20 protein-coding genes are annotated in these 25107 nt (G+C 65.2%); 8 read left to right on the top strand and 12 right to left on the bottom strand.

Annotated features, from left to right (window positions below):
• Positions 1-57 precede the first annotated feature (57 nt).
• Positions 58-516: a GNAT family N-acetyltransferase gene (locus ACT53K_RS10980; protein ID WP_476228669.1), complete on the top strand. Its 459-nt coding sequence runs from the start codon at positions 58-60 to the stop codon at positions 514-516.
• Positions 517-556: 40 nt separating this feature from the next.
• On the opposite strand, the gene ACT53K_RS10975 is transcribed toward ACT53K_RS10980, so the two are convergent.
• Positions 557-1282, bottom strand: a complete 726-nt coding sequence (locus tag ACT53K_RS10975) for a dienelactone hydrolase family protein (RefSeq protein WP_476228668.1) — start codon at positions 1280-1282, stop codon at positions 557-559.
• Positions 1283-1359: 77 nt separating this feature from the next.
• On the opposite strand from ACT53K_RS10975, the gene gpmA reads away from it, so the two are divergent.
• Genes gpmA through ACT53K_RS10960 form a run of 3 tightly spaced genes read left to right on the top strand, consistent with a single transcriptional unit; the run spans position 1360 to position 3661 of the window.
• Complete coding sequence (gpmA, locus tag ACT53K_RS10970) at positions 1360-2046, top strand: 2,3-diphosphoglycerate-dependent phosphoglycerate mutase (RefSeq protein WP_476228667.1); 687 nt, start codon at positions 1360-1362, stop codon at positions 2044-2046.
• A gap of 59 nt (positions 2047-2105) precedes the next feature.
• Positions 2106-2591, top strand: a complete 486-nt coding sequence (gene purE / locus ACT53K_RS10965) for a 5-(carboxyamino)imidazole ribonucleotide mutase (protein ID WP_476228666.1) — start codon at positions 2106-2108, stop codon at positions 2589-2591.
• Entirely contained in the window at positions 2588-3661 is a 1074-nt protein-coding gene (locus ACT53K_RS10960; protein WP_476228665.1) for a 5-(carboxyamino)imidazole ribonucleotide synthase, read from the top strand. Before purE ends, ACT53K_RS10960 begins: the two co-directional genes overlap by 4 nt.
• Before the next feature lie 61 nt (positions 3662-3722).
• Here ACT53K_RS10960 and ACT53K_RS10955 read toward each other — a convergent pair whose 3' ends face one another.
• The 3 genes from ACT53K_RS10955 to ACT53K_RS10945 all read right to left on the bottom strand — a co-directional run bounded on the left by ACT53K_RS10955 (position 3723) and on the right by ACT53K_RS10945 (position 9347).
• The gene (locus ACT53K_RS10955) at positions 3723-4022 is read right to left on the bottom strand and encodes a hypothetical protein (protein ID WP_476228664.1); all 300 of its coding nucleotides are present in this window, start codon (positions 4020-4022) and stop codon (positions 3723-3725) included.
• 13 nt (positions 4023-4035) lie between these two features.
• Positions 4036-6879 carry a M16 family metallopeptidase gene (locus ACT53K_RS10950; RefSeq protein ID WP_476228663.1) on the bottom strand — a complete coding sequence of 948 codons (2844 nt, stop codon included), beginning with the start codon at positions 6877-6879 and terminating at the stop codon, positions 4036-4038.
• Between the two features lie 152 nt (positions 6880-7031).
• Positions 7032-9347 carry a TonB-dependent receptor gene (locus ACT53K_RS10945; protein WP_476228662.1) on the bottom strand — a complete coding sequence of 772 codons (2316 nt, stop codon included), beginning with the start codon at positions 9345-9347 and terminating at the stop codon, positions 7032-7034.
• Positions 9348-9612: 265 nt separating this feature from the next.
• Here ACT53K_RS10945 and clpB point away from each other — a divergent pair, with 265 nt between their 5' ends.
• Positions 9613-12192, top strand: a complete 2580-nt coding sequence (gene clpB, locus ACT53K_RS10940; RefSeq protein ID WP_476228661.1) for an ATP-dependent chaperone ClpB — start codon at positions 9613-9615, stop codon at positions 12190-12192.
• 97 nt (positions 12193-12289) lie between these two features.
• Here clpB and ACT53K_RS10935 read toward each other — a convergent pair whose 3' ends face one another.
• From ACT53K_RS10935 to xseA, 4 genes are all read right to left on the bottom strand, one after another.
• On the bottom strand, positions 12290-15436 hold the full coding sequence (locus ACT53K_RS10935) for a TonB-dependent receptor (RefSeq protein WP_476228660.1): 3147 nt from the start codon (positions 15434-15436) through the stop codon (positions 12290-12292).
• A gap of 256 nt (positions 15437-15692) precedes the next feature.
• Positions 15693-16559: a M23 family metallopeptidase gene (locus ACT53K_RS10930; RefSeq protein ID WP_476228659.1), complete on the bottom strand. Its 867-nt coding sequence runs from the start codon at positions 16557-16559 to the stop codon at positions 15693-15695.
• Positions 16556-16756: a DUF2093 domain-containing protein gene (locus tag ACT53K_RS10925; protein ID WP_476228658.1), complete on the bottom strand. Its 201-nt coding sequence runs from the start codon at positions 16754-16756 to the stop codon at positions 16556-16558. Before ACT53K_RS10925 ends, ACT53K_RS10930 begins: the two co-directional genes overlap by 4 nt.
• A 33-nt stretch (positions 16757-16789) precedes the next feature.
• On the bottom strand, positions 16790-18298 hold the full coding sequence (xseA, locus tag ACT53K_RS10920) for an exodeoxyribonuclease VII large subunit (protein WP_476228657.1): 1509 nt from the start codon (positions 18296-18298) through the stop codon (positions 16790-16792).
• On the opposite strand from xseA, the gene purD reads away from it, so the two are divergent.
• The gene (gene purD, locus ACT53K_RS10915) at positions 18297-19559 is read left to right on the top strand and encodes a phosphoribosylamine--glycine ligase (RefSeq protein WP_476228656.1); all 1263 of its coding nucleotides are present in this window, start codon (positions 18297-18299) and stop codon (positions 19557-19559) included. The two genes, xseA and purD, sit on opposite strands and share 2 nt — an antisense overlap.
• 40 nt (positions 19560-19599) lie before the next feature.
• Here the strand turns inward: purD and ACT53K_RS10910 are convergent, their stop codons facing one another.
• Complete coding sequence (locus ACT53K_RS10910) at positions 19600-20079, bottom strand: YbjN domain-containing protein (RefSeq protein WP_476228655.1); 480 nt, start codon at positions 20077-20079, stop codon at positions 19600-19602.
• 151 nt (positions 20080-20230) lie between these two features.
• Here ACT53K_RS10910 and ACT53K_RS10905 point away from each other — a divergent pair, with 151 nt between their 5' ends.
• Positions 20231-20824: a hypothetical protein gene (locus ACT53K_RS10905; RefSeq protein WP_476228654.1), complete on the top strand. Its 594-nt coding sequence runs from the start codon at positions 20231-20233 to the stop codon at positions 20822-20824.
• 99 nt (positions 20825-20923) lie between these two features.
• On the opposite strand, the gene sdhA is transcribed toward ACT53K_RS10905, so the two are convergent.
• From sdhA to sdhC, 3 genes are read right to left on the bottom strand one after another with little or no spacing between them, the layout of a single operon-like run.
• Complete coding sequence (gene sdhA, locus ACT53K_RS10900) at positions 20924-22726, bottom strand: succinate dehydrogenase flavoprotein subunit (RefSeq protein ID WP_476228653.1); 1803 nt, start codon at positions 22724-22726, stop codon at positions 20924-20926.
• A complete protein-coding gene (gene sdhD, locus ACT53K_RS10895) occupies positions 22726-23118 on the bottom strand; it encodes a succinate dehydrogenase, hydrophobic membrane anchor protein (protein WP_476228652.1) in 393 nt (130 codons plus the stop codon). The genes sdhA and sdhD overlap by 1 nt, the downstream gene beginning before the upstream one ends.
• Positions 23111-23533 carry a succinate dehydrogenase, cytochrome b556 subunit gene (gene sdhC, locus ACT53K_RS10890; protein ID WP_476228651.1) on the bottom strand — a complete coding sequence of 141 codons (423 nt, stop codon included), beginning with the start codon at positions 23531-23533 and terminating at the stop codon, positions 23111-23113. The genes sdhD and sdhC overlap by 8 nt, the downstream gene beginning before the upstream one ends.
• Before the next feature lie 244 nt (positions 23534-23777).
• Here sdhC and ACT53K_RS10885 point away from each other — a divergent pair, with 244 nt between their 5' ends.
• Complete coding sequence (locus ACT53K_RS10885; RefSeq protein ID WP_476228748.1) at positions 23778-25103, top strand: methyl-accepting chemotaxis protein; 1326 nt, start codon at positions 23778-23780, stop codon at positions 25101-25103.
• Positions 25104-25107 lie beyond the last annotated feature (4 nt).

The following is a 25107-nucleotide window of genomic DNA, read 5'->3' as shown; positions in this document are numbered from 1 at the left end:
CGCACAACGGGGGGCAGTGATGATCGACCAGCAACCATTCGGGCATAGAGCCGCGCGTTGATCGAAATCCGCGACGGGGGCCTCGACACGCCCGAGGTACAGGCGCTGCTCCGCATGCATCTGGAAGAGGTGGCGGCCCACCCGACTCCGGGCAGCGCGCATGTGCTGGACCTGATAGGCCTGCGCAAGCCGGACATCAGCTTCTGGAGTGCCTGGCGCGAGGGAGCATTACTCGGCTGCGCCGCGCTCCGCGCGCTCGAGCCCGGGCATGGTGAGATCAAGAGCATGCGCACTGCCCCGAACCAGCTGCGTCGCGGCGCGGGCGCATCGCTGATGTCGCACATATTGGGTGTCGCGCGCGAGCGCGGCTACCGCCGGGTCAGCCTCGAAACCGGCACCACGCCTGCGTTCGAGGCCGCGCAGGCGCTGTACCGCCAGTTCGGCTTCACCGACTGCCCGCCCTTTGGCGACTATCGCGCCGATCCGGCCAGCCGGTTCATGTCGCGCATTCTGTAAGGGAATCCGGCGCCCGCCCGCGCGGGAAGGCGCCGGCTGGTCAGCCGAAAATCTCGGCCAGGAAATCCACCGTCGCGCGCCAGCTGCGTGCGTCGGCGCGCGGCTCATAGGCGATCGCCGGGTTCGGTCCACCCTTGCGATCGGCATCGGTAAAGGCATGGCCGGCATGGCCATAGGCGTGGAGCTGCCAGTCGGCGCCGCCCTCGGTCAGTTCCTGCGCCAGCGCCACCACAGCCTCAGGGGGCGCGATCGGATCGTCCCAGCCATGGCAGACCAGCAGCTTGGCGGTGATCGGCGCGACATTGGCATAATCGGGGCGGTCATAGACGCCGTGGAACGAGACGCCGCCCAGGATCGGCAGCCCGGCGCGCGCCATATCGAGCACGCATTTGCCGCCGAAACAGAAACCGACCGCCGCCCGCTTCGCCGGGTCGGCCACCGCCAGCCCCGTCAGCGCATCGAGCGAAGCCTGGAGGCGGTCGCGCAGCAGGACGCGGTCGGCGTTCAGTTCGGCCATGTAGCGGCCCATCTCGGGGTCGCCGAGCCGCGTGCGCTTGCCCTGGCCGAACACATCCGCCGCCAGCGCGACATAGCCGAGCGCCGCCAGCGCCTCCGCCTTGCGATTGTCCGCTTCCTTCTGGCCGAGGATGTTGGGGAGCACGAGCACCGCCGGACGCTTGCCCGTAACTGCATCGTCCCACGCAGCCACGCCTTCGAACGGGCCGCCCGGGCCATCATACACCAGCGTCTGTCGCACCACTGCCATGTCGAATCCCTCGCATGCTTGCCCCCGCCGCGCTTGTCGCTAAGGACAGCGGCAAATCGATGCAAGGAGCCGCGCACATGCCCACCCTCGTCCTGATCCGGCACGGACAGTCCGCCTGGAACCTGGAGAATCGCTTCACCGGCTGGTGGGATGTCGACCTGACCGAACAGGGCGTTGCCGAGGCGACCGCCGCCGGCAAGCTGATGCAGGAAAAGGGCCTCGACTTCGACCTGTGCTTCACCAGCTTCCAGACCCGCGCGATCAAGACGCTGCATCTGGCGCTGGAAGCAATGGGCCGGCTGTGGCTGCCCGAGGAAAAGGACTGGCGGCTGAACGAGCGCCATTATGGCGGCCTGACGGGCCTGAACAAGGCCGAGACCGCCGCCAAGCATGGCGAGGAACAGGTCAAGGTCTGGCGCCGCAGCTTCGATGTGCCGCCGCCGCTCCCCGAAGCCGGTTCGCCCTGGGATCTGGGCAAGGATCCGCGCTATGCCGGTATCCCGATTCCGCAGACCGAGAGCCTGAAGGACACGATCGCGCGCGTGCTGCCCTATTGGGAAGAACGGATCGCGCCCGAGCTGAAGGCCGGCAAGCGCGTGCTGATCGCCGCCCATGGCAATTCGCTGCGCGCGCTGGTCAAGCACCTGTCGGGCATTGCTGATGCCGACATCGTCAATCTGGAAATCCCGACCGGCCAGCCGATCGTCTATCAGCTCGACGACGAGCTGAAGGAAATCGAGCGCTATTACCTCAGCGAGCGGTGAAACCATTGCCCTTGGCGCCCGGCCCCACTAACAAGCCGGGCTTCCATTAAGGGGCAGGCATGTCGGAAGCACCTCTCGTCGGGATCATCATGGGCAGCACGTCCGACTGGGACACGATGCGGCACGCCGCGTCGATCCTGGAGGAACTGGGCGTGCCGCACGAGACCAAGGTTGTCTCCGCGCATCGCACCCCGCAGCGCCTTTATGACTATGCCACCGGCGCAGCGGATCGCGGGCTGAAGGTGATCATCGCCGGTGCCGGCGGCGCGGCGCATCTGCCGGGCATGGCGGCAGCGATGACGCATCTGCCGGTGCTGGGCGTGCCGGTCGAATCCAAGACGATGAAGGGCCTGGATAGCCTCTATTCGATCGTCCAGATGCCCGGCGGCATACCCGTCGGCACGCTGGCGATCGGCAAGGCGGGATCGAAGAATGCAGGCCTGCTCGCCGCCGCGATCCTCGCCACGTCCGACGCGGCACTGGCAGAACGGCTGATCGCGTGGCGCACGGCGCAAACCGAGAATGTGGCGGTGGACCCGGAATGAGCGTGCTCCCGCCCGGATCGACGATCGGCATTCTCGGCGGCGGCCAGCTGGGCCGGATGATCGCGGTGGCAGCGGCGCAGCTCGGCTATCGCACCCATGTGCTGGCGCCGGACGAGGAAAGCATCGCCGCGCAGACTGCCTCCAGCTACACCCGTGCCGATTATCACAGCCATATCGTGCTCGACGAACTGGCTGCCCATGCCGATGTCGTCACCTATGAGTTCGAGAATGTCGCGCTGGCGCCGGTCGCGCATCTCGCGGCCAAGGTGCCGGTGCGGCCGAGCGCCAAGAGCCTCGAGATCGCGCAGGACCGCGCGAACGAAAAGTCGTTCGTCGCCGAACTTGGCGGCCGCACCGCGCCCTGGGCGCTGGTCACCACCCGCGACGAGCTGCACGACGCGATTGCGCGGATCGGGGCGCCGTCGATCCTGAAGACGCTGCGGCTGGGCTATGACGGCAAGGGCCAGGTGCGGATCCACGACGCGAACGAAGCGGAAGCGGCCTGGGCTGCCATTGGCGAGCGTCCGGCGATCCTCGAAGGATTCGTCACCTTCAGCCACGAATTTTCGATCATCACTGTGCGCGGGCTGGACGGCACGCTGGCCAGCTATCCGCCGCCCTGGAACGAGCATAAGGACGGCATCCTCGCCCGCTCCACCCTGCCCGCCCCGGCCGAAATCGCTCGCCACTGGACCGAGGCTGCCACACTGGCCGGCCGCGTCGCCGAGGCGCTGGACCATGTCGGCGTGCTGACCTGCGAGTTCTTCGCGACCGATGCGGGTCCGGTGTTCAACGAGATGGCGCCGCGCGTTCACAACAGCGGCCACTGGACCATCGAGGGCGCCGAGACCTCGCAGTTCGAAAACCATGTTCGCGCGATCTGCGGCCTGCCGCTGGGCTCGACTGCGCTGACCGGGGCCCATGTCGAGATGGAAAACCTGATCGGCGACGAGGCCGATCGCTGGCCCGAACTGCTCGCCGAGCCGGGCACGCACCTGCACCTCTATGGCAAGGGCCAGTCGCGCCCCGGCCGCAAGATGGGCCATGTCACCCGCGTGAAGCGGGGCTGAGTAAGCAGCACCTGATGCTTTCCCCTCCCCGGAAGGGAGGGGAAAGAACGATGTATTCCGCTTACGCCCGCGTGCCGGTGATCGGGAAGCTGCCGAACGCGCCAGCCGTCACGGTGCCGTTCAGGCTGTCGCCGTCGACCGTTGCTTCGCAGGTCAGCGTCATCGGCATCGGCACCGAAATGTCGAGCGACCAGCTGAGCGTGTCGCCGCTCAGCTTGCCGTCCTTGATCTCGGTCTGGCCCATCGCGCCGTTGAAGCTGCCGGTGAAGCTGTCACCATTGCTCGCGACCGTCAGCACCGCCTGCTGATCGCCCAGCGGCGACTTGGTCACGGTGTTCCAGCTGCCATCCACATTCGCCATTGGTCTCTCCTGCTCACTTGGCCGCCGGCGGTGTCTGTCCCGCCAGCGTCGCCGGGTTCACCACCTCGACAGGCAGACCCAGGCTGTCAAGCTGCGGGCGGACCTTTGCGGCGTCGCCCACCACCACCCAGACGAAACGATTGGCGTCGAGAGCCTTGCGTGCCGCAGCGTCCAGCTCGGCTACGGTCATCGCGCGATATTTTTGTGCGATGCTGTCGTAATAATCGTCCGGACGGTGGCGGATGTCGTTGGTCTGCATCGCCTCCAGCACCGCGCGGGCGGTTTCGAATCGGCCGGCGAGTTCGCGGGTCGAGCCGTTGACCTCGCGCGTCAGTTCCTCCGGCGTCACGCCCTTGGTGGTCAGGAACGCGCGCACCTGCGTTTGCAGCGCCTGGATCGAATCGCCGGTGCGATCGGCCTGGACCGACGCAGTGGTCGCATAGGGCACGGCATGTTCCAGCCAGTTGAACCCGCCGCTGGCGCCATAGGCCCAGTGGCGGTTCTCGCGCAGTTCCATGTTGATGCGCGAGAGGAAGCCGCTGCCGAGCACCTGGTTGGCGGTGACGGTGACGAGCAGGTCGCTGGCCGGATTGAGCGGCGTCATCTGCGCCCCGACGATCAGCGATTGCGGCGAATTGGGCCGGTCGACCAGCACGATGCGCGGGCTTGCCTGGTTCGGCGCGGCGGCGAACGACTTGGTACCGGCAGGCCCCTCACCGCGCCAGTCGCCGAACCGTGCCTCCAGCGCCGCCTTCACCGTCTCCAGCGGAAGATCGCTGACGACGAAGAGCTTCGCCTTTTCCGGGCGAATCCACGCACGGTAGAAGGCGAGCAGGTCGTCGCGGGTAAGCGCTGCCACTGCGGCGGGGTCTCCGCTGCCCGAACCCAACTTGGCATAGGGATTGGCCGCCCCATAGAGCAGGCCCGGCACCACCCGGCCCGACAGGCCGTTCGGGCTTGCCAGTTCGAGCTTGATGCCGGTCAGCGCGGTCGCGCGCAGCCGCTCGATTTCCGCCGGTGCGAAGGCAGGATGGCGAACGATATCGGCGAACAGCTCGGTAATGCCTGCCAGATTGGCGCTGGGACCGCTGAAGCTGAGATAGGTCCGGTCCGCCGAGCTGCCCGCACCGATGCCGGCGCCCAGCCGTTCCTTGGCCTCGGCAATGGCGATCGAATCGCGACTGGTCGTGCCTTCGTCGAGCATGTCGAGTGTGAGCTTCTGGGTGCCCGCCTTGCCGTCCGGATCGGCAACGACGCCCGCATCGAAGCTCATGACCGCCTGCGTCACCGGCACGGCCGTCTGGCGGGCATAAATGAGTTCGACGCCGTTCGAGAGGTGCGTGCGCTCGACCTTCGGGAAATGAATGTCGCGCACCGGCCCCACTTGCGGGAGCGGGCCGCGGTCGCCCTTGGCGATCGGCTCGTCGGCTGCCTTTACCGGGGTGACCGGCTTCGCTTCCTGATAGGCATCGCGCTGGCCGGGATCGACGCGGATGGTGAGGGCCGGGCGGGTCAGCCATTTCGCTGCGGCCGCGCGAACCTTTTCCGGCGTCATCGCTGCCAGCTCGGCAAGCTGCTTGCGGTAGAAGCCGGGATCGTTCGAATAGAGCGCGCCTTCGGCCAGCGTCGCAGCCTGCGACCGGGCGGATTCGAGACCGGAAATGGCCGAGGACACGCTGGTAGTGGCAACGCGCTGGATTTCATCGGCGGTCGGGCCCTTGGCGATCAGATCGGCCATGATGGCGTCGATCCGCTTGCCGACCAGTTCGGGGTCTACGCCCGGTTTGACCATGGCCTGCACCTGGAAAATGCCGACCTGGGCCATCGTCTCGGCATTGGCCGAAACGTTCACCGCCAGCTTCTCCCCCCGAACCAGCGCGTTGTCGAGCCGCGAACTGCCGAGACCGCCCAGCACCTGACCGAACACTTCCAGCCGCTCTGCATCGGTATCGTTGAGGCCGGGAATCGCCCAGTTGCGGATGATGATCGTGGCGGGCACGCTGTCCTTCAGCGCCACCGTCTTCGGTGCGGCCAGCGTGGGGATATCCACCTTCGGCAATTCGCTCTTGGGACCCTTGGGAATCCGGCCGAAATATTTCTCGACCAGCGGCCGCGCCTCGGCCGCGTCGATGTCTCCCGCCAGCACCAGCACGGCGTTGTTCGGGCCATAATGGTCGTGGAACCAGCCCTTCACATCCGCCAGGCTCGCCTTGTCGAGATCGGACATCGAGCCGATCGGCGTGTGGCCATAGGGATTGCCGGCGAACAGCGTCTCGAACAGTGCATATTGGACCAGGCCGAACGGCCGGTTGTCGCCCTGGCGCTTTTCGTTCTGGACAACGCCGCGCTGCTCATCGAGCACGCCCTGCGTGATTGCCGGGGTCAGCCACCCCATCCGGTCGCTTTCAAGGAACAGCGCGCGTTCCAGCGCGGGCTTCGGCACCGTTTCGAAATAATTGGTGCGGTCGAAGCTGGTGGTGCCGTTCATGTCGGTGGCGCCGACCTGCTTGAGCGGCTCGAAGAAATCGCCCGGCGCGTTCTGCGATCCGTTGAACATCAGGTGCTCGAACAGATGTGCAAAGCCGGTCTTGCCAACGGGCTCGTGCTTCGAGCCGACATCGTACCACACCGACAGCGCCACCACCGGCGCCTTGCGATCGGTATGCACGATCACCCGCAGGCCGTTTGCGAGGGTGAACTGCTCATAGGGCAGGTTGATCTGCTTCACGAGTTCGGCGACCGGCGCAGGCTTGGGCAGCGACTGGGCGGCGGCGGGGGCCTGTTGCGCAAGTGCAGGCTGGGCGGGAACGGCAAGCGCACAGACAGCGGCGCTGCAAAGCAAGCGGAACAACTTCATGATAATGGGCACCCCCGGGGTATGATATGATCCAACGAACATACCCGCCCGCAGGCACCCCGCAAGCGCGATTGCAGCCACCGGGTCGCACAAAAGAAAAGGGGCGGCACGCCGCAGCGCCCGCCCCTTTCCGCTAGCCTGTCAGCCCGCGATCAGAGGCCGACCTTCAGCGTGATGAACGCCTGACGCGGCGCGCCGACCATCAGCGTCTGGTTGTCGCCCGAATTGCCGAAGCCGTTCGTGCCGATCGTCGAGACATATTTCTTGTCAAACAGGTTGGTGACGTTGCCCTGCAGTTCGAGCTGGCGACCGCCGAGCGTGAACTTGTAGCCCAGCGTCGCATCCACCACCACGCGACCATCGACATACTGGTCGTTGGTGTAGGTGAAGTAGCGCTTGCTCATATAATCGGCGCCGATGCGGGCGGTGAAGCCTTCACTATCGTGCCAGGTCACTTCGCCCTTCAGCATGTGCTTCGGCGAATCGACCACCGTCTTGCCGGCCGTCGGGACGGTGCCCGAAGCGGTCACGACGTTGTCGCGGTAGGTCGAGTCGTTGTAGCTGTACGACGCGAACAAACCGAAGCCCATCGGCAGGCGAACATCGCCCGTCGCTTCGAAACCGATCGAGCGGACATTGCCGACATTCTGCAGGATCGCCGGGTTGCCGACGATGCCCGCCCCGGTCGTCACGCCGAGCAGACGGTTGCGGAAATCGACATAATAGCCGGCGAGCGAGCCGGTGAAGATGCCGTTGCGGTAACGGCCACCGACTTCATAGGTGTCCGACTGTTCGGGCTTGAGCTGGGTCGAGCCGCTGAGCAGCGCGTTGAATCCCGCCTGGGTGGTGGCGAACGGGCCGGTGGTGGCCGAAGCAACGAAGGCGCGGGTCGCCTGGGTGAAGCCGGCGAACAGCTCCGCATTGTCGTTCAGGCGATAGTTCAGGCCCGCATGCGGCTGAAACCAGTCGGTCACCTTGATACGACCGCCCGCCAGGCCACCGGCAACGATCGGATCGGCATGATTGGTGACGGCAAAGCCCTTCCAGCCCAGATCGACGGTCAACGCACCGAAGGTCAGCTTGTCCTGCACATAGTATTGGACGGTATCGGTCTGATACTTCCAATCCCACTGCGTGAAGAACGGGTTCGACTGGAACGACAGGCTGTCACGGCCCGGATCAGTACGGCTGGTCAGCCCGTAGAAGCGGCGGGCCTGGCGGAAGTCGTTCCGCTCGTACCAGCCGCCAACCGTGATGTCGTTGAAGCCCAGCTTGGTACCGATATTGCCGAACACGCCCTTGCGGTGGATGTCATATTCGGTCGTACGCAGCGACATCGGCACGCCATTGGGCGAGTCGACATACGGCGTGTACCAAAGGCCCTGCCCGTGATTGGAGTGATAATAAGCCTTCAGCGTGCCGTGCACCGGCGCATCGCCGGTGGTTTCGATACCCGCAGAGCCCAGATAGTCACGGCGCAGACCGGCTGCGTTGTAATAGGCGTCGTCGGGATTGGCGAAGGGCGCCGGATAGGTGGTGCCGGCCGCCGGGTTGGTCGGCGTCGCGCCGGTATAGCCGGTATTGGCGCCCACATCGGACACCAGGATCGCCTTTGCATAGTCGTTCGAGATATTGTCCCAGTTATAGCCGAGACGCTTGATCATGCCGAGCGACATGTCCTGATAGTCATTCTCGCGACGATCAGAATAGTCGAACGTGCCCACAGCGCGCAGATAGGGGCTGACCGGCTGAACGACCTTGGCGTTGACCTGATCGACCTTTTGCGAGCCCCAGCCCTTCCACTTGTCGGTATCCGAGTGGAGATAGGAGACATAGGCGCTGGGGCCGCCCGGCGTAATTTCGCCGGTGTCGAGCCGGCCGAACACGCGCCAGAAATTGTCGCTGCCGCCGGTGACGTTCAGATCAGCGCCGAGGCGCGACTTGGGATCGCTGGAGACGAACTCTACCGTGCCGCCGAGATTGTTGGTCGCCTGGGCACCGATCGAGGAACCCTGTGCCACACGGGTCACGGCGATGTTCTCGCTGGTGATGGCGCGGCTGATGTGCAGACCGTTGACGTTGCCATAGCTGGCGTCGCCGAGCGGAATGCCGTCGAGCGTGAAGCCGAGCTGGTTCTGGTTGAAGCCGCGGATCGAAATGCGCTCCGCCCATTCATAGGCACCGAACGGATCGGCACCCTGGAAGTTGACGCCCGGCAGCTTCTCGATCGCCTTCAGCGGGCTGGTGCCCGGCACCAGCACGGCCAGATCGGCCTGCGAAAGCTGCTGGGTCTGGCGGGTTTCGCCCCGGCCGATCACGACGACCTCATCGGTCGACTGGGCGCTGCTGCCCTGCGCGTCATTGTCGGTCACCGCGACCTGGCCGCCGGCGGCCTGCGCCAGCGCGGGCGCCGAGATGAACAGCGTCGTGCCGGCAAGCAGGCCGGCAACAAGCATACGATTCCGCATGCGAAAATCCCCTGGGATGAGGCACGGGCACTGCGCTCGTGCTGCGCCGCCGCTAGGCCTGCCGCATTGCAGCAATTGTCCGTTTCGATGGCGAAATGCCTACACCGGCGCGTCACCTTTGTGACAAACCCCGCAGAAACCGCGGAAATTCCCCGATTTACACGGCTCGAGCCGGGCGCGAGCAAAGTCGGTACTTGTTGAACACCCCTCTTGTGTTGCCCAATTGCAACACTATCTGCTGGTCAAACGCGAACAGGGATCAGGCATGAACCTCGAAAAATTCACCGACCGCGCCAAAGGCTTCCTGCAATCGGCGCAGACCGTGGCAATCCGCATGAACCATCAGCGGATCAGCCCCGAACACCTTCTCAAGGCGCTGCTCGAGGATGAGCAGGGCATGGCCAGCGGGTTGATCCAGGCTGCCGGCGGCGACGCGAAGCGTGCGCTGAGCGAGACCGACCTCGCGCTGTCGAAAATTCCTGCTGTCAGCGGATCGGGCGCGCAGTCGACGCCCGGGCTCGACAATGATCTGGTGCGCGTACTCGATCAGGCCGAGCAGATCGCGCAGAAGTCCGGCGACAGCTACGTCACCGTCGAGCGGCTGCTGGTCGCGCTGGCGCTGAGCCTCAACACTGCCGCAGGCAAGGCGCTGCAGGCTGCGAATGCCCGCGCCGAAGCGCTCAACACGGCGATCAATGCGATGCGCGGCGGCCGCACTGCCGACACGGCCTCGGCCGAGGACCGCTATGACGCGCTCAAGAAGTTCGCGCGCGACCTGACCGAGGCGGCGCGCGCCGGCAAGCTCGACCCGGTGATCGGCCGCGACGAGGAAATCCGCCGCACCATCCAGATCCTCGCCCGCCGCACCAAGAACAACCCGGTGCTGATCGGCGAACCAGGCGTCGGCAAGACCGCGATTGCCGAGGGCCTCGCGCTGCGCATCGCCAATGGCGACGTGCCCGATACGCTGAAGGACCGCACGTTGATGGCGCTCGACATGGGCAGCCTGATCGCGGGCGCGAAATATCGCGGCGAGTTCGAGGAACGGCTGAAGGGTGTGCTTGACGAAGTGAAGGGCGCCGAGGGCCAGATCATCCTCTTCATCGACGAGATGCACACGCTGATCGGTGCGGGCAAATCCGAAGGCGCGATGGATGCGGGCAATCTGCTCAAGCCCGCGCTCGCCCGCGGCGAGCTGCACTGCATCGGTGCCACCACGCTCGACGAATATCAGAAATATGTCGAGAAAGACCCCGCGCTGCAGCGGCGGTTCCAGCCGGTGTTCGTCGGCGAGCCGACGGTCGAGGACACGATCTCGATCCTGCGCGGCCTCAAGGAGAAGTACGAGCTGCACCACGGCGTGCGGATCACCGACGCGGCGATCGTCGCGGCGGCGACGCTCTCCAACCGCTACATCGCCGACCGCTTCCTGCCCGACAAGGCGATCGACCTGATGGACGAGGCCGCCAGCCGCATCCGCATGGAAGTGGAGTCCAAGCCCGAGGAGATCGAGACGCTCGACCGCCGCATCATCCAGCTCAAGATCGAGCGCGAGGCGCTGAAGCGCGAGACGGACGAGGCATCGCGCGACCGGCTGGCGACGCTGGAGGAAGAGCTGGCCAATCTCGAGCAGCAATCGGCCGAGCTGACCACGCGCTGGATGGCGGAGAAGGACAAGATCAACGCCGAAGCGGTGCTCAAGGCACAGCTTGATCAGGCACGGCTGGAACTGGAACAGGCGCAGCGTGCGGGCGACCTCGCGCGTGCCGGCGAGCTTTCCTATGGCGTGATCCCCCAGCTCACCCGCCAGCTCGACGAAGCGCAGAGCGCCGCCAAGGGCGCGATGCTGCGCGAGGAAGTGACTGCCGACGACATCGCCGGCGTGGTCGCGCGCTGGACCGGCATTCCGATGGAGCGGATGCTGGAAGGCGAGCGCGAGAAGCTGCTCCACATGGAGGAGCAACTCGGCAAGCGGGTGATCGGCCAGGCGGACGCGGTGAAGGCAGTCGCCACCGCCGTGCGCCGCAGCCGCGCTGGGCTGCAGGACCCGAACCGGCCGCTGGGCAGTTTCCTGTTCCTCGGCCCGACGGGCGTCGGCAAGACCGAGCTGACCAAGGCGCTCGCCGAATTCCTGTTCGACGATCCCAATGCGATGGTGCGCATCGACATGAGCGAGTTCATGGAGAAGCACGCGGTCGCGCGGCTGATCGGCGCCCCTCCGGGCTATGTCGGGTATGAGGAAGGCGGCGTCCTAACCGAAGCGGTTCGCCGGCGGCCCTATCAGGTGGTGCTGTTCGACGAGGTCGAGAAGGCGCACAACGACGTGTTCAATGTGCTCCTGCAGGTGCTCGACGACGGACGCCTGACCGACGGACAGGGGCGCACGGTCGATTTCTCGAACACGATCGTGATCCTGACCTCGAACCTGGGCAGCCAGTTCCTCACCAATCTGGCCGACGGGCATGGGGTGGAAGAAGTCGAGCCGCAGGTGATGGAAGTGGTGCGGGCACATTTCCGCCCCGAATTCCTCAACCGGCTGGACGAGATCATCCTGTTCCACCGGCTGGGCGCGGAGCATATGGCGCCGATCGTCGACATTCAGGTCGGCCGGGTGGCGAAGCTGCTCAAGGACCGCAAGGTGGGCATCGACCTGACACCGGCCGCCCGCGACTGGCTGGGCCGGGTGGGATACGACCCGGTCTATGGCGCACGGCCGCTGAAGCGCGCGGTGCAGCGCTATCTGCAAGACCCGCTGGCCGAGCTGATCCTGAAGGGTGAAGTGAAGGACGGGTCGACGGTGCATGTCGACGAGGGCGACGGGGCGCTGGTGCTGCGGGTGGGGTGAGGTGCGATAGCGCCCGGCAACGGCAGGCTCTTGCATCAAAGAAAAGAGGCGGGCTTTAGGGCCCGCCTCTCTTTTACTTCGAGCTCGATACTCTTGATTAAAGAGCGATATCGAGACCCAGACGGACGTAACGCGGCGACTGGTAACCGGTCACGACGCCATAGTTCGGATCGGGGATGTAGGACGTCGGCAGACCCGTGGTGGGGCTCGTCGTCACATCCAGATCGCCGAACTGATAACGGCGCAGCACGCCCTGCGAATTGAACAGGTTGAACACATCGGCACGGAACGTGACCTGATGGCCACCCAAGTTCAGATTATAGCGTGCCGACACGTTGGTCTGCTGAATCCAATCGCCCTGCTGCGCGGTGCCCCGCGGGCTCGGCTTGCCATTGCAATAGTGCGAAGCCGCACCATAGCCGTTCGCAAAAAGATCGGTCGGGTTGTAGCCGAAGCAGCTAAGCGGCGACGGCGACGCGACCTGCAGATTCAGGCCCAGCGTGAAATTGCTGCTCAGCGCAACACTGCCGAAGAGCTTGAAGTTGTGCGTGCGATCGTTCGGCAGACGGCCATACGAATACGGCACAAACCCCGGCTGGTCGAAGTCTTGTGTAATGCCCGCGTCGGTTTGACCGAAGTCGGATTGCACATACCCTTCCGAATTACCCTTGTTCTTCGTCCAGGTGTAGCTGCCGCCGACCGTGAAGCGTCCGTCGAACGCGCGGTCAAATTTGAAGGTCACGGCGTCGTAATAACGCAACGCCTTGCCATAACCGAGTTGGTTGGCGGTCAGCGTGATCTTCTGGTTGTTGATGTCATAGCCATTGGCCAACAGGTTGACGATAATATCGCTACCCGGATTGTTGATCACATACTGGTGGAAGCCGGTCCAGATGGCGTTGCAGGTGGTTGCCGCACCAGTCTTAACGTTGTGCGGGACAATTCCGTTGGCGGCGCAATAAGAATTCACCGCAGCATCGATTGCCGAGTCTTCGGCAGTACGATCAAGCTTGCGATGGGTCCATTCAAGGCCAACAGTCCACAGCCCCAGCTTCTGTTCGTAGCCGACGATGAGCTCGCTTTCGCGAGTCGACTTCAGATTGGCAGCAATGCCCTGGGAGAGGGAGATATCCGCGCCGTCGCCGGTCACGTTGCAGTTCGTCGTCGGACCATTATTAACCAGTGCGAACGGACATGCCGACTGATACGATCCCTGATTGGTAACAAGGCTGGTCAGGATCGGCAGGCCATTCGAGTCAACACCGCTGAAGTGCCAGCGCTGACGGAAGTAGTAAGACGGCGCAGCCTGACGATAAGCCGTATTGCTGGCGACCGGCAGATAGTACCAGCCATAGGCTGCGTACAAACGGCCCGACTTGTCGCCGAAGATTTGATATTCAGCGCCGATACGCGGCGCATAATTTTTCGGAAGGTCGACAGCCGCAAGGCCGCTCGGCTTGTTGACGAGGAAATCGTCGCGACGCGCGCCGAGATTCAGCGTGAGACGATCAAACGGCTTCCATTCATCTTGGATATAGAAGGCCTGGTTCTTCGCCTTGAAAGAACCGCCGGTGTTATAATAGTTGAGTTCAACGATCGGACCACCCGCGTCGGATGCCCGCGCCAGCATACGCACGCCCGAACCACCCAGCAGTGCATTGTACGCAGCATCCGAGGTGAAGCCGTTCGTGTGCTCGAGTGCACCACCCGTCGTGATCGAAACGTGGTTGAGCGTGTTTCTTTCCTGGTCGTAGCCGAACCGCAAATGATGGCTGCCCAGCAGGCTGAACAGAATGTCCGCGTCGGCGCGGAAGAACTTGCGCTCCGTATCGTACGGCTGATCGACCAGCTGAGTCCGCTGACCGGTGTAAAAGCCACCGTTCGGCTGACCGTAAAGCGTGGCCCCCGAAGCGTTGGTGAAGTATGGAGCATTCGTGGCCCCTGCGACGGCAACATTCAGGAACTGGTCCTTCACGCGGCCATAGGCGGCCGAAACAGTCAGCCAGTTGGTGAACGTGCCGGTATATTTACCGACATAGTCCACGCCGCCCTTCGGGTAATCGGTGACCGTGTTCGCGCCGCCATAGGTGTTGACACCATTTGCGTAGCTGTACGGAAGCACCATTTCCTGCGTGGTATTCCGGGTGTCGAAGATCGTGAATTCGAGGTGCTGGCTGTCGATCGGATAGGCATCGAGCTTCACCCCCCAGAACGGATCGCTGTTCGTGTCCTTATACGCCGTACCAGCGTTCGGGTTATTCGTCAGGCTGCTCGAACGCTGGAACTGCAACAGACCATAAATGAACAGCTTGTCCTTGATGATCGGGCCGCTCGCCTCGATCGCACCGGTCAGCGTGTCGGTGGTATCCGCAGCGCGGTTGGTGCTGCGAACGAAACCGGTGCCATTATACGTGGTCAGATTATTACCAATGGAGCGCAGGGAATTCGGCGCCCAATCGATGTGCACTGCGGCCTTGAAATCATTACTTCCCGACTTCGTCACCGTGTTGACGATACCGCCAGTGGCGCGGCCATATTCAGCCTGATAACCGCCGGTCTTCGTTTCCACGCTCTGCAGGAACCAAAACGGAACCGTCGCGCTTCCGAGATAATTGTCGAAGTTGGTGATGTTGAGGCCGTTGACGTAATATGCGTTTTCGGCAACCGAAGCGCCCCCGAGCGACGGCAGTCCATTGAAGGATCCATTGCTCGAGTTGCCTGCGACCGTTCCCGGCGCGAGCAGGACGATCGAAGTCAGGTCGCGGCCGAGGGGCTTGTCCTTGATGAAGCTCGAAACGTCGATAGTGCGACCACTGGTGGTGCCGGTGAACGCCTTGACGGCGCGAGCGCCCGTAACGACGACTTCCTCACCGCCCAACTGAACGGGAATGCTCGCGGCCTGCGATGCGAGCAAGCGGATACCGGTTGCGGTATAGGAAGGCAGCCCTTCGGCAGTAACGCTCAGATCATAGTTGCCGGGCAACAGCGACGCGAAGCGGTATACGCCGTTCGACTGGGTCGTGAAGGTCCGCTTCACACCCGTGTCGCTCGACGTGATCGTCACGGTTGCGTCGGCAATCGGATCGCCACTGGCGTTCGTGACAGTGCCGGTGATGGCACCGCTCGTATAGTCCTGCGCAGAGGCGGTAGCGGTGAGCGCGGCGCTGGCGACAACGGTCGCCCCCAGCAACGCCAAAACCTGCAGCGCGGAACTACCGCGCAACATCATATGGGCTTTCTTCATAAATTTCCCTCGTTTGGCCTGGCTGCTTTCTTCCCTACAGCCAGGGTGTCTCCCCGCTCCCCCTGTGGTCCGCAGGCGGACCGGGGAGAGCTTGAGCATGAGGAAACAGGGAGAAGGGAGGGCTGTAAAGCGTAGGTTCAGCTTTCCAGCAGGCTTTCACAGGGATGTCGCAAAAATGCCACACACCCAGTCATAAAGTTGCAAGTATACGATAAACTTTGTTACTTTATATTGCGGAATATGTCAGCCCGCCCATTTATTCAGCACCCATCGCCTTGTCCACGACCAGCAAGGGATCGATGCGGGCGGTGCGCCAGGTCAGACCCCAGTGAACGTGCGGGCCGGTGGCGCGGCCGGTGGCGCCGACCAGGGCGATCGGCTGGCCGCTAACCACCGATTCTCCTTCGCGAACATCGATGCGGGACAGATGCATGAAGGCGCTCGCCAGCCCCATGCCATGGTCGAGCATCAGCAAATTGCCTTCCAGCGTGAACGGCGCCTCTGTCGCCAGCGTCACCACCCCGGCGGCGGGCGCGCGGACGGGGGCTCCGATGGGGCGGGCGATGTCGATGCCCGAATGATAGGCACCGGGCTCGCCGGCATAGATTCGCTGCGATCCGAATCGCGTCGAGATTCGCCCCGTGAGCGGCCAGTGGAACGGCCCGCGCCACCCGTCACTCGCCACATTCCGCGCGCGGGCGGCGGCGATCCGGGCCAGTTCGGCGGGGCGCCGCGCGGTAAATTCAGCGCTCGGCACCGAATATTTGGGCAGATGATCGAGCCGGGAAATGTCCCATGCGCGCGGCGCGATGGTGAGGGGCGCGCGTATCGACCGGCCATCGCGGAGCGTCGCGACCAGGTCGGCGGCAGGGCCGGCATCCCGGTCGAACGCGATCAGGAAACGGCCATCGGCAGCGAAGGGAATCGGCTTGCCGTCGAACGCCAGCGCCACGGTTCCCGCCGGCACGTTGCCGCGCGCCAGCCCACCCTGGCTCAACACGCCGTCCAGGGCGAATGGATTGGCCGGCAGCGCCCCCTTCGCACCGGCCTGCCGCGCACCCGCCATCGCCGCCAGCAGCGTCCAGGCGAACCCGGCCGCAGCCGCACGACGCGAGGAATTCATGCGCCGGTGAGCGCCTTGGTGGCCGCCTGGGCACTGGCATAGGCTTCCTGCCGCTCCGCGCTCCAGTAGCGGAGTTCGTCGACGGGGATGCGTTCGCCGGTGACGGCGCACAGCACATGATCGCCCGGCGCCAGCACGCGGAAACTGCTAGCCATATAATGTAGCTTGGCCAGGCGCCCGGCATTGGACATCAGCATGTGCGGTATCGCTCCTTCGGGATATAGGTGCCGTTACAACAGGCTGGGCTGTTCGGGCTTTTCGGCAACATAGGTTTTGGCGGCGGCGCGCTCAACCCGGGCATCGACCGGACCATCGGCGAAATGCAGCGTCACGGCTTGCGCAGCCCGCGCCGCCTCGGCCGAGGCGACCACCTTGCCGGTGCCGCGCGCCGCCACCCAGGCATAGCCTTTCTTGAGCGGCAATTCGGGATCGAGCAGTTCGAGGTGCCGGCCCATTGCCGCCAGCCGTTCGGCTGCAGTCGCAAAGCGACGGTCGAGCAGCGCCGGGCGCAAGGCCTCGGCGGTTCGGGTGAAATGCTGGCGCAGCGCCGCCAGCTCGCGATCTGCCGCGCGGTCGAGCGCAAGCGCCGCCAGCCGCTGCCGCGCGGACGCCAGGCGCTGCTCGAGCGCCGCCAGACGGAGCGCCCCGCCCGAACGCTGCAGCGCATCGCGACCGCGCGCCACACGGCGTTCGAGCGCCAGATCGAGCCGCGTGGCAAGATCGTCGAGCTTCTGCCGCTGCGGGCCGAGCAGCGCATCGCGACGCGGCATCACCCGCGCCAGCGCCGCCAGCTGCTCGCCGGCGCGCTCGTGATAGCGGCGCACGCAACGCTCGCTGCGATGCGCCAGCGTGGCGATCCCGTGGCGCACTTCGGAGAGCACGGGCACCGCAATTTCCGCCGCAGCGGTGGGCGTGGGCGCGCGCAGATCGGCGGCATGGTCGCACAAGGTAGTATCGGTCTCGTGCCCGACCGCGGAGATGACCGGAATCGAACACTCCGCCACCGCGCGGACGACGACTTCCTCGTTGAACGACCAGAGATCCTCGATCGAGCCGCCGCCGCGCGCGACGATCAGCAGGTCGGGGCGCGGCACCGGGCCGCCGGGGCGGATCGCATCGAAGCCGCGCACCGCCCGCGCCACTTCCTGCGCCGATCCGTCGCCCTGCACCTTCACCGGCCACACCAGCACATGGCTGGGAAAGCGATCCTCCAGCCGGTGGAGAATGTCGCGGATCACCGCACCGGTGGGCGACGTCACCACGCCGATCACGCGCGGCATATAGGGCAGCGGCTTCTTGCGGTCGCGGTCGAACAGCCCCTCGCCCGCCAGCTTCGCCTTCAGCTTTTCGAGCAGCGCCATCAGCGCGCCCTCGCCGGCCAGCTCCATCCGCTCGATGACGATCTGATATTTGGAACGGCCGGGATAGGTGGTCAGCTTGCCGGTCGCGACCACCTCCAGCCCGTCCTGCGGCTGGAACGGCAGCGCCGATGCAGCACCGCGCCAGATGACGCCGTCGATCACCGCATCCACATCCTTCAGCGCCAGATAGGCATGGCCCGAGGCCGCGCGCTTCCAGCCCGAAATCTCGCCGCGGATGCGGACATGGCCAAATTCGCCCTCCACCATCCGCTTCAGCCGGAGCGAGAGTTCGCTGACACTCATCGGTGCCGCGTTGTCGCCGGGCACCACCTCGGCTACGAGCCGCGCCGATGAAGGATCAGAAAAGGGATCGGCCATGAACGTCCTGCTGCTGGGATCAGGGGGTCGCGAACATGCGCTCGCCTGGAAGCTCGCGCAATCGCCGCTGCTGACGCAGCTTTATGCCGCGCCGGGCAACCCCGGCATAGCCGCCCATGCGACCTGCGTCGACCTGGTGCCGACCGATCCGGCCGCCGTGCTGGCGTTTGCGCAGGCCCGGTCGATCACGCTGGTCGTGGTCGGGCCGGAAGCGCCGCTGGTGGCGGGCGTGGCCGACGCGCTGCGCGGCGCCGGCATCGCGGTGTTCGGCCCCGATCAGGCGGCAGCGCAACTCGAAGGATCGAAGGGCTTCACCAAGGATCTGTGCGCGCGGGCGAACATCCCGACCGCGGGCTATGTCCGCGTGACCAGCCTGGAGGCTGCGCTCGCCGCGCTCGATCCGTTCGGGCTGCCGGTGGTGGTGAAGGCCGATGGTCTGGCCGCCGGCAAGGGCGTGACGGTCGCTATGAGCCGCGACGAAGCTGAAGCCGCGCTGACCGCGATCTTCGCCGATGCCGGTGCCAGCGCGGTGATCGAGGAGTTTCTGGACGGCGAGGAAGCCAGCCTGTTCGTGCTGACCGACGGCACCACGGCCCTGTCCTTTGGATCGGCGCAGGACCACAAGCGCGTCGGCGACGGCGATGTCGGGCCGAACACCGGCGGCATGGGCGCGTACAGCCCCGCGCCGGTGCTGACGCCCGCGCTGGAGCGCGCGGCGATCGAGCGCATCATCCAGCCGACCATCGCGACGCTGGCGGCCGAGGGCATGCCCTATTCGGGCGTGCTCTATGCCGGGCTGATGCTGACCCGTACGGGTCCGAAGCTGATCGAATATAACGCCCGCTTCGGCGATCCCGAATGCCAGGTGCTGATGCTGCGCCTGGAGGACGATCTGCTCGAGCTGCTGCTGGCGGTGGCGCGCGGCGAACTGGCCGGCCGGCCGGCGCCGCGCTTTTCGCCCGACACTGCGCTGACCGTGGTGATGGCGGCCAAGGGCTATCCCGGCACGCCCGAGACAGGCGGCGCGATCAAGGGAATCGATACGGCGGAGGCGACCGGGGTGCGTGTATTCCAGGCAGGCACGAAACGCCTTGGCGATACGCTGGTGGCGAGCGGCGGGCGCGTGCTCAATGTGACCGCGCTGGGGCCGGACGTGGCGACGGCGCAGGCGGCGGCCTATCGCGGTGTCGATGCGATCGACTTCCCCACCGGCTTCTGCCGCCGCGACATTGGCTGGCGCGAAATCGCCCGGAAAGGCTGAAACGGATCGGGCCGGCGGAAACCCCGCCGGCCCGTCACGGTCAATCCTTCTTCTTGTCTTCGGGCTTTTCGTTCACGAAGTCGACAAAGCCGTCGACCAGCTCGGTCCACAGATCGAGATTCTTCTTGAACAGCGCGACGGACATCGCCTGGTCCTCGAAATTGATGTCATATTCGAGCGCGGCTTCGCCGTCCTTGTCCGAATAGGCGCGGCCGAACCGGTGCGTGCTGTTCCATTCGTTCGCGCGCTCTGCGGAGAGCTTGTCGGTCCAGCCCGAATAAAATTCGATGTCGGCGCAGTCCTTGTGATCTTTGCAGTTGTAGAAAAAGATCGTGAACTTGTAGCCGCTGACACCGCTGCGGATGATGGGATCACCATCATCATCCTTGGTCAGCTCGGCCTTGTAGCCGGCCTCCTGCATCACCGGCACGAAGCTCTTGGGATCATAGGAGCGCACCTGCGCTGCGACTTGCGGTGCAAAGGTCAGCGAGGCGAGCCCCGCCAGCAGCAACATCTTCATTTCTTCCCCCGTGCTGAACGCCACAGTGCGGCGAGCCACCAGCGGCCATATACCAACCTCGCCCTGGCGAATAGCGACTGCGTATGGCTGGACGCAGCGTGGCCGCGCGCTATGCAGGCAAAACGGGCAAAGGACTTCCGGAGCGGTACGCATGAACGACCAGACGAGCCAGGGCTATGGCGCCGTGGCAGCCACCACCGACACAGGCTGGATCACGATTTCCTTCGTGCTGATCGCGATCGGCATGGTGGCCGCGCTGCTGGTGCTGATCTGGGGTACGCGGCTGGCGATCCGCCGCCGGCACGCCCGCGCCGAGCTGGCCGAACGCGGCGAATTGACCGCAGCCTCGACCGCCCCTGCCCCGGTGGCCGAACCCGTCGCCCCGCCCCCCACCGTCGTCGAGCCGCTTGCCGACGAACCGATCGCGGCCGCCGCACCGCTGGCGGCAAGTCCGGCCTCGCTGGCCGCCGACACCAATGCCGCCCCGGCGCCTGCCGCGCAGACGGGCAGCGATGACCTCACCCGGCTGAAGGGCGTGGGCCCGAAGCTGGCCGCGCGGCTGGGCGAGCTGGGCATCACCCGTTTTGCGCAACTGGCCGCACTCGATACGGATCAGGCAGCCGCACTCGACGCGCAGCTCGGCAATTTTCAGGGCCGCATGACGCGCGACCGCTGGGTGGAACAGGCCCGCTTCCTCGCCGCAGGCGACCAGGCCGGTTATGAGGCGGTGTTCGGCAAGCTCTGATCCGACAGCGGAGCACCGCGCCGCTGCACAACGCGACCAAAGAAAAAGGCCGGAGCAGCGCGCTCCGGCCTTTTTGCTTTTACCTGCTTCGCAGCGGGATCAGTACACCCGCTTCTTCGGCGCGATATACTCGATCTCGTCGGTCAGCGTGTAGTCGTGGACCGGACGATAATCGATGTCGGTCTTGCCGCCCTTGCCGCCCCAGCCATCGAACGTCGCAATGGTATGCTTCATCCAGTTGGCGTCGTCGCGCTCGGGGTGATCCTCGTGCATGTGCGCACCGCGGCTTTCCTTGCGGTTGATCGCGCTGCGGATCGTCACCATCGCCTGGCCGAGCAGGTTGTCCAGCTCGAGCGTCTCGACCAGATCGGTATTCCAGATCAGCGAACGGTCGCTGACATGCACGTCCTGGAAGCCGGCATAGACCTGCTCCATATGCGCGATGCCTTCGGCCATCAGCTCCTCGGTGCGGAACACGGCGCAGTGGCGCTGCATCGTCTTCTGCATGTCGGCGCGGATCTGTGCGGTGCGGGTGCCGCCATTGGCGTTACGGAAATAGTCGAGCCGGCCCAGCGCCATGTCTTCCGAGCCCTGGGGCAGCGGATGATGCGCCGTGTTCGGCTTGATGATGTCGACGATCCGCTTGCCGGTGGCACGGCCGAACACAACGAGGTCGATCAGCGAGTTGGAGCCAAGGCGGTTGGCGCCGTGCACCGACACGCAGGCTGCCTCGCCCACCGCGAACAGGCCGGGGACCACCGCATCCGGGTTGCCGTCCTTCAGATGGACGACTTCGCCGTGATAATTGGTCGGGATGCCGCCCATGTTGTAGTGGACGGTCGGCACCACCGGCAGCGGCTGACGGGTCAGATCGACACCGGCGAAGATCTTGCCGGTCTCGGTGATGCCGGGCAGGCGCTCGGCCAGGATCTTCGGGTCGATATGGTTCAGGTGAAGGTAGATATGGTCCTTCTCCTTGCCCACGCCGCGGCCTTCGCGAATCTCCATCGCCATCGAGCGCGAGACGACGTCGCGGCTGGCAAGATCCTTGGCCGACGGGGCATAGCGCTCCATGAAGCGCTCACCCTCGGAGTTGGTCAGGTATCCGCCCTCGCCGCGTGCACCTTCGGTGATGAGCACGCCGGCGCCGTAGATGCCGGTCGGGTGGAACTGGACGAACTCCATATCCTGCAGCGGCAGGCCGGCGCGCAGCACCATCGCATTGCCGTCGCCGGTGCAGGTGTGCGCCGAGGTGGCCGACTGATAGACGCGGCCATAGCCGCCGGTCGCCAGCACCACCGCATGGCTGCGGAAGCGGTGGATCGAGCCGTCTTCCATGCACAGCGCGATCACGCCGCGGCACGCGCCGTCTTCCATGATCAGGTCGAGCGCGAAATATTCGATGAAGAAGTCCGCGTCGTACTTCAGGCTCTGCTGATATAGCGTGTGCAGCATCGCATGGCCGGTACGGTCTGCCGCGGCGCAGGTGCGCTGCGCGGGCGGGCCGGCGCCCATATTCTGCATCATGCCGCCGAACGGGCGCTGATAGATCTTGCCCTCGTCGGTGCGGCTGAACGGCATGCCGGCATGTTCGAGCTCGTACACGGCGGCAGGCGCCTCGCGCGTAAGATACTCGATCGCGTCCTGGTCGCCGAGCCAGTCGGAGCCCTTGACGGTGTCGTACATGTGCCAGGTCCAGTGGTCCGGACCCATATTGCCCAGGCTGGCGGCAATGCCGCCCTGCGCGGCAACCGTATGGCTGCGGGTGGGAAACACCTTGGTGATGCAGGCGGTCTTCAGGCCGGACTGCGCCACTTCCATCGTCGCGCGGAGGCCCGAGCCGCCGGCGCCGACAATGACGGCATCATAGGTGTGATCGATGATCTTGTAGGCGGCGGACATCAGGCAGCCACTCCGGTGGTGGTGAAGGCGATCTTCAGGATGGCGAAGATCGCGAGCACGCGAACGGTGATCGTGAAATAGTCGAGCAGGACCAGCAGCACGAAACGGCTTTCGCCGTGCTGATAATCCTCGATCACGACCTGCAGGCCGTGACGGAAGTGGAAGGTGACGCTGAGGACCAGCAGGATCAGCGGCACGGCGACCAGCGGCTGGGCGATCCAGCCGGCGACGGTCGCATAGTCATAGGCCGGCAGCAGCGCGATCGAGACGATCAGCCACAGCACCAGCAGCAGGTTCGATCCGGCGGAAACCTTGTGCTTCCACCATTCGCTGGCGCCTTCATGCGCAGCGCCGAGGCCGCGGACGCGACCGAGCCGGGTTCCGTTACCCATGGGCCTTCTCCAGAAGCACGACCCAGAAGATCGCGGTGGCGAGGATGCTGACGGCGAAGGTGGCGAGCGCGCTCATTTTGTTCGCGCGCAGCTCGAAATTCGCGCCGGCATCGAGGAACAGGTGGCGCACGCCCGAGGCCATGTGCTGGAAGAAGGCGAAGCTCAGGCCGATCCCGAAGACATAGCCGAGGATGTTGAGCCCGCCGCTCTTCAGCGTGAACACGCTCAGGAAGCACGCATAGGCATCCGGACCATAGGCCAGGGCGACCAGCCACCACACGAACAGCGCGGTGCCGACCGTCGCCATGCCGGAGCCGAGCACGCGGTGAATAATCGAGACCGCCATATGCGGTCCCCACTTGTAGATGCCGAGATGCGGCGACAGCGGTCGCGCTTCGTTGCGGACGTTGGCCAACGTGTTTTCCTTTCGGGTCGACGCGGGCTTCCTTAATCGTGCGAGGCGAGGATGCAAGACCATTGCCCATTGGTGCACCGATCGCGCCCGCCTGTTCGGGGCGGCCCACATGGTCCTAACTCCGCCTTAACCAATCCGGCGGCATAGCTTTCGCCCGATGCGGCCGTGCGTTCGCGCCGCAGTTGGGGAATAGCATTTCGTGAGCAACTTGGCATCCATCCAGTCCCTGGCCGCTTCCGGCACGATGAGCGCGCGGATCGATGTGCGTACTCGCCTGCGGATTTTCGATTTCGAAGGCTCGCTGCTGCAGTCGAGTCGCGCCTGCTGGGAAATCCTGGAGCCTGAGGCCCATGCGATTTCGGGCGCCTATTGGCAGCAATGGCTGCGCTGCTTCGCCGATCAGCGCGACTGGGCGCCGGGCGACACCGCCAAGATGATCGACATCGGCGTGGTGTTCCTGCGCAACCGTTTCCTCGACACGACCGGCCATGCCTGGGTCGAATCGATCGAGCGTTCGGTGGCGGCCGCCTATGAAGCGAAGGTCCCGCCGATGGCGCTGCTGTCGATGATCAGCGCCAGCGACCGCGAGGCCCTGCAGGCGCTGATGCGCCGCGTGGGCGCCGAAGATTCTCGCCTGCCGTCGCTGATCGACACGCTGATGCGGCTGTCGGCGCTGGAAGGCGACATCACGGTCGAACTCTACAACATGTATCGCGAACATGCCGCGCAAGTGGCGCGCGACCGGCTCGCGCTGGAATTCCGCGACTCGATCGGCGCGACGGTCGAACGCGCCTCGCGTGAGGGCGGGCAGTTGCGCGAACAGGCGGCGCACACCTCGGCCTCGGCCCGCGGCATGCTGGGCAAGGCGAGCGAAGTGGCAGCAGCGGCCGAGCAATCGGCAGTGGCGATGCGCGAAGCGGCGATGACGGCCGCCGGGCTGATCCGCGCGATCGAGGATGCCCGCAGCGAAGTCGAAGCCGCCGCGACCATCGCCACGCGCGCCTCGGGCCAGGCAAGCGAAGCCGTCGGCATGAGCGAGATGCTGTCCGATCACGCCAAGTCGATCGAATCGATCCTGGGTCTGATCCGCGACATTGCCGGCCAGACCAACCTGCTCGCGCTGAACGCCACGATCGAAGCCGCCCGTGCGGGGGACGCCGGACGCGGCTTTGCGGTGGTCGCGCAGGAAGTGAAGAGCCTCGCCAACCAGACCGCCCGCGCCACCGACGACATCGCCGCCAAGATCGCCGCGATCCAGTCGGCAACCCGATCGACGGTAGAAACCAACGCCTCGATCCGCTCGACCGTCGCCGAAGTGCAGGAAAGCGCCAACCGCATCCGCACCGCGATGGAAGTGCAGGCGCAGACCGTCACCGCGATTACCGCTGCCGTCGACGAAACGGCGCTCGCGGCGGACTCGATGTCCGCCACCATCGGCGCGATCCGCGAGGATACCGAAGCCGTGGCCAGCGAAATCGACCGCGTCGGCCAGGGCTTTGTCGCACTCGACGGCGAACTGGGTTCGCTGAAGGGGCGCGCCGGGGATTTCGTCGCCAAGGTTGCGGCCTGAGGAG

The sequence above is a fragment of the Sphingomonas sp. DMC8 genome (genome assembly GCF_056314185.1).
This window is presented reverse-complemented; position numbering and strand designations above follow the sequence as displayed.

What these genes read in the sequence shown, in the direction of transcription:
- ACT53K_RS10975 (WP_476228668.1), bottom strand. Translation starts at nt 1,282, where the DNA reads ATGGCAGTGGTGCGACAGACGCTGGTGTATGATGGCCCGGGCGGCCCG.
- gpmA (WP_476228667.1), top strand. Translation starts at nt 1,360, where the DNA reads ATGCCCACCCTCGTCCTGATCCGGCACGGACAGTCCGCCTGGAACCTG.
- purE (WP_476228666.1), top strand. Translation starts at nt 2,106, where the DNA reads ATGTCGGAAGCACCTCTCGTCGGGATCATCATGGGCAGCACGTCCGAC.
- ACT53K_RS10960 (WP_476228665.1), top strand. Translation starts at nt 2,588, where the DNA reads ATGAGCGTGCTCCCGCCCGGATCGACGATCGGCATTCTCGGCGGCGGC.
- ACT53K_RS10955 (WP_476228664.1), bottom strand. Translation starts at nt 4,022, where the DNA reads ATGGCGAATGTGGATGGCAGCTGGAACACCGTGACCAAGTCGCCGCTG.
- ACT53K_RS10950 (WP_476228663.1), bottom strand. Translation starts at nt 6,879, where the DNA reads ATGAAGTTGTTCCGCTTGCTTTGCAGCGCCGCTGTCTGTGCGCTTGCC.
- ACT53K_RS10945 (WP_476228662.1), bottom strand. Translation starts at nt 9,347, where the DNA reads ATGCGGAATCGTATGCTTGTTGCCGGCCTGCTTGCCGGCACGACGCTG.
- clpB (WP_476228661.1), top strand. Translation starts at nt 9,613, where the DNA reads ATGAACCTCGAAAAATTCACCGACCGCGCCAAAGGCTTCCTGCAATCG.
- ACT53K_RS10935 (WP_476228660.1), bottom strand. Translation starts at nt 15,436, where the DNA reads ATGAAGAAAGCCCATATGATGTTGCGCGGTAGTTCCGCGCTGCAGGTT.
- ACT53K_RS10930 (WP_476228659.1), bottom strand. Translation starts at nt 16,559, where the DNA reads ATGAATTCCTCGCGTCGTGCGGCTGCGGCCGGGTTCGCCTGGACGCTG.
- ACT53K_RS10925 (WP_476228658.1), bottom strand. Translation starts at nt 16,756, where the DNA reads ATGCTGATGTCCAATGCCGGGCGCCTGGCCAAGCTACATTATATGGCT.
- purD (WP_476228656.1), top strand. Translation starts at nt 18,297, where the DNA reads ATGAACGTCCTGCTGCTGGGATCAGGGGGTCGCGAACATGCGCTCGCC.
- xseA (WP_476228657.1), bottom strand. Translation starts at nt 18,298, where the DNA reads ATGGCCGATCCCTTTTCTGATCCTTCATCGGCGCGGCTCGTAGCCGAG.
- ACT53K_RS10910 (WP_476228655.1), bottom strand. Translation starts at nt 20,079, where the DNA reads ATGAAGATGTTGCTGCTGGCGGGGCTCGCCTCGCTGACCTTTGCACCG.
- ACT53K_RS10905 (WP_476228654.1), top strand. Translation starts at nt 20,231, where the DNA reads ATGAACGACCAGACGAGCCAGGGCTATGGCGCCGTGGCAGCCACCACC.
- sdhA (WP_476228653.1), bottom strand. Translation starts at nt 22,726, where the DNA reads ATGTCCGCCGCCTACAAGATCATCGATCACACCTATGATGCCGTCATT.
- sdhD (WP_476228652.1), bottom strand. Translation starts at nt 23,118, where the DNA reads ATGGGTAACGGAACCCGGCTCGGTCGCGTCCGCGGCCTCGGCGCTGCG.
- ACT53K_RS10885 (WP_476228748.1), top strand. Translation starts at nt 23,778, where the DNA reads ATGAGCGCGCGGATCGATGTGCGTACTCGCCTGCGGATTTTCGATTTC.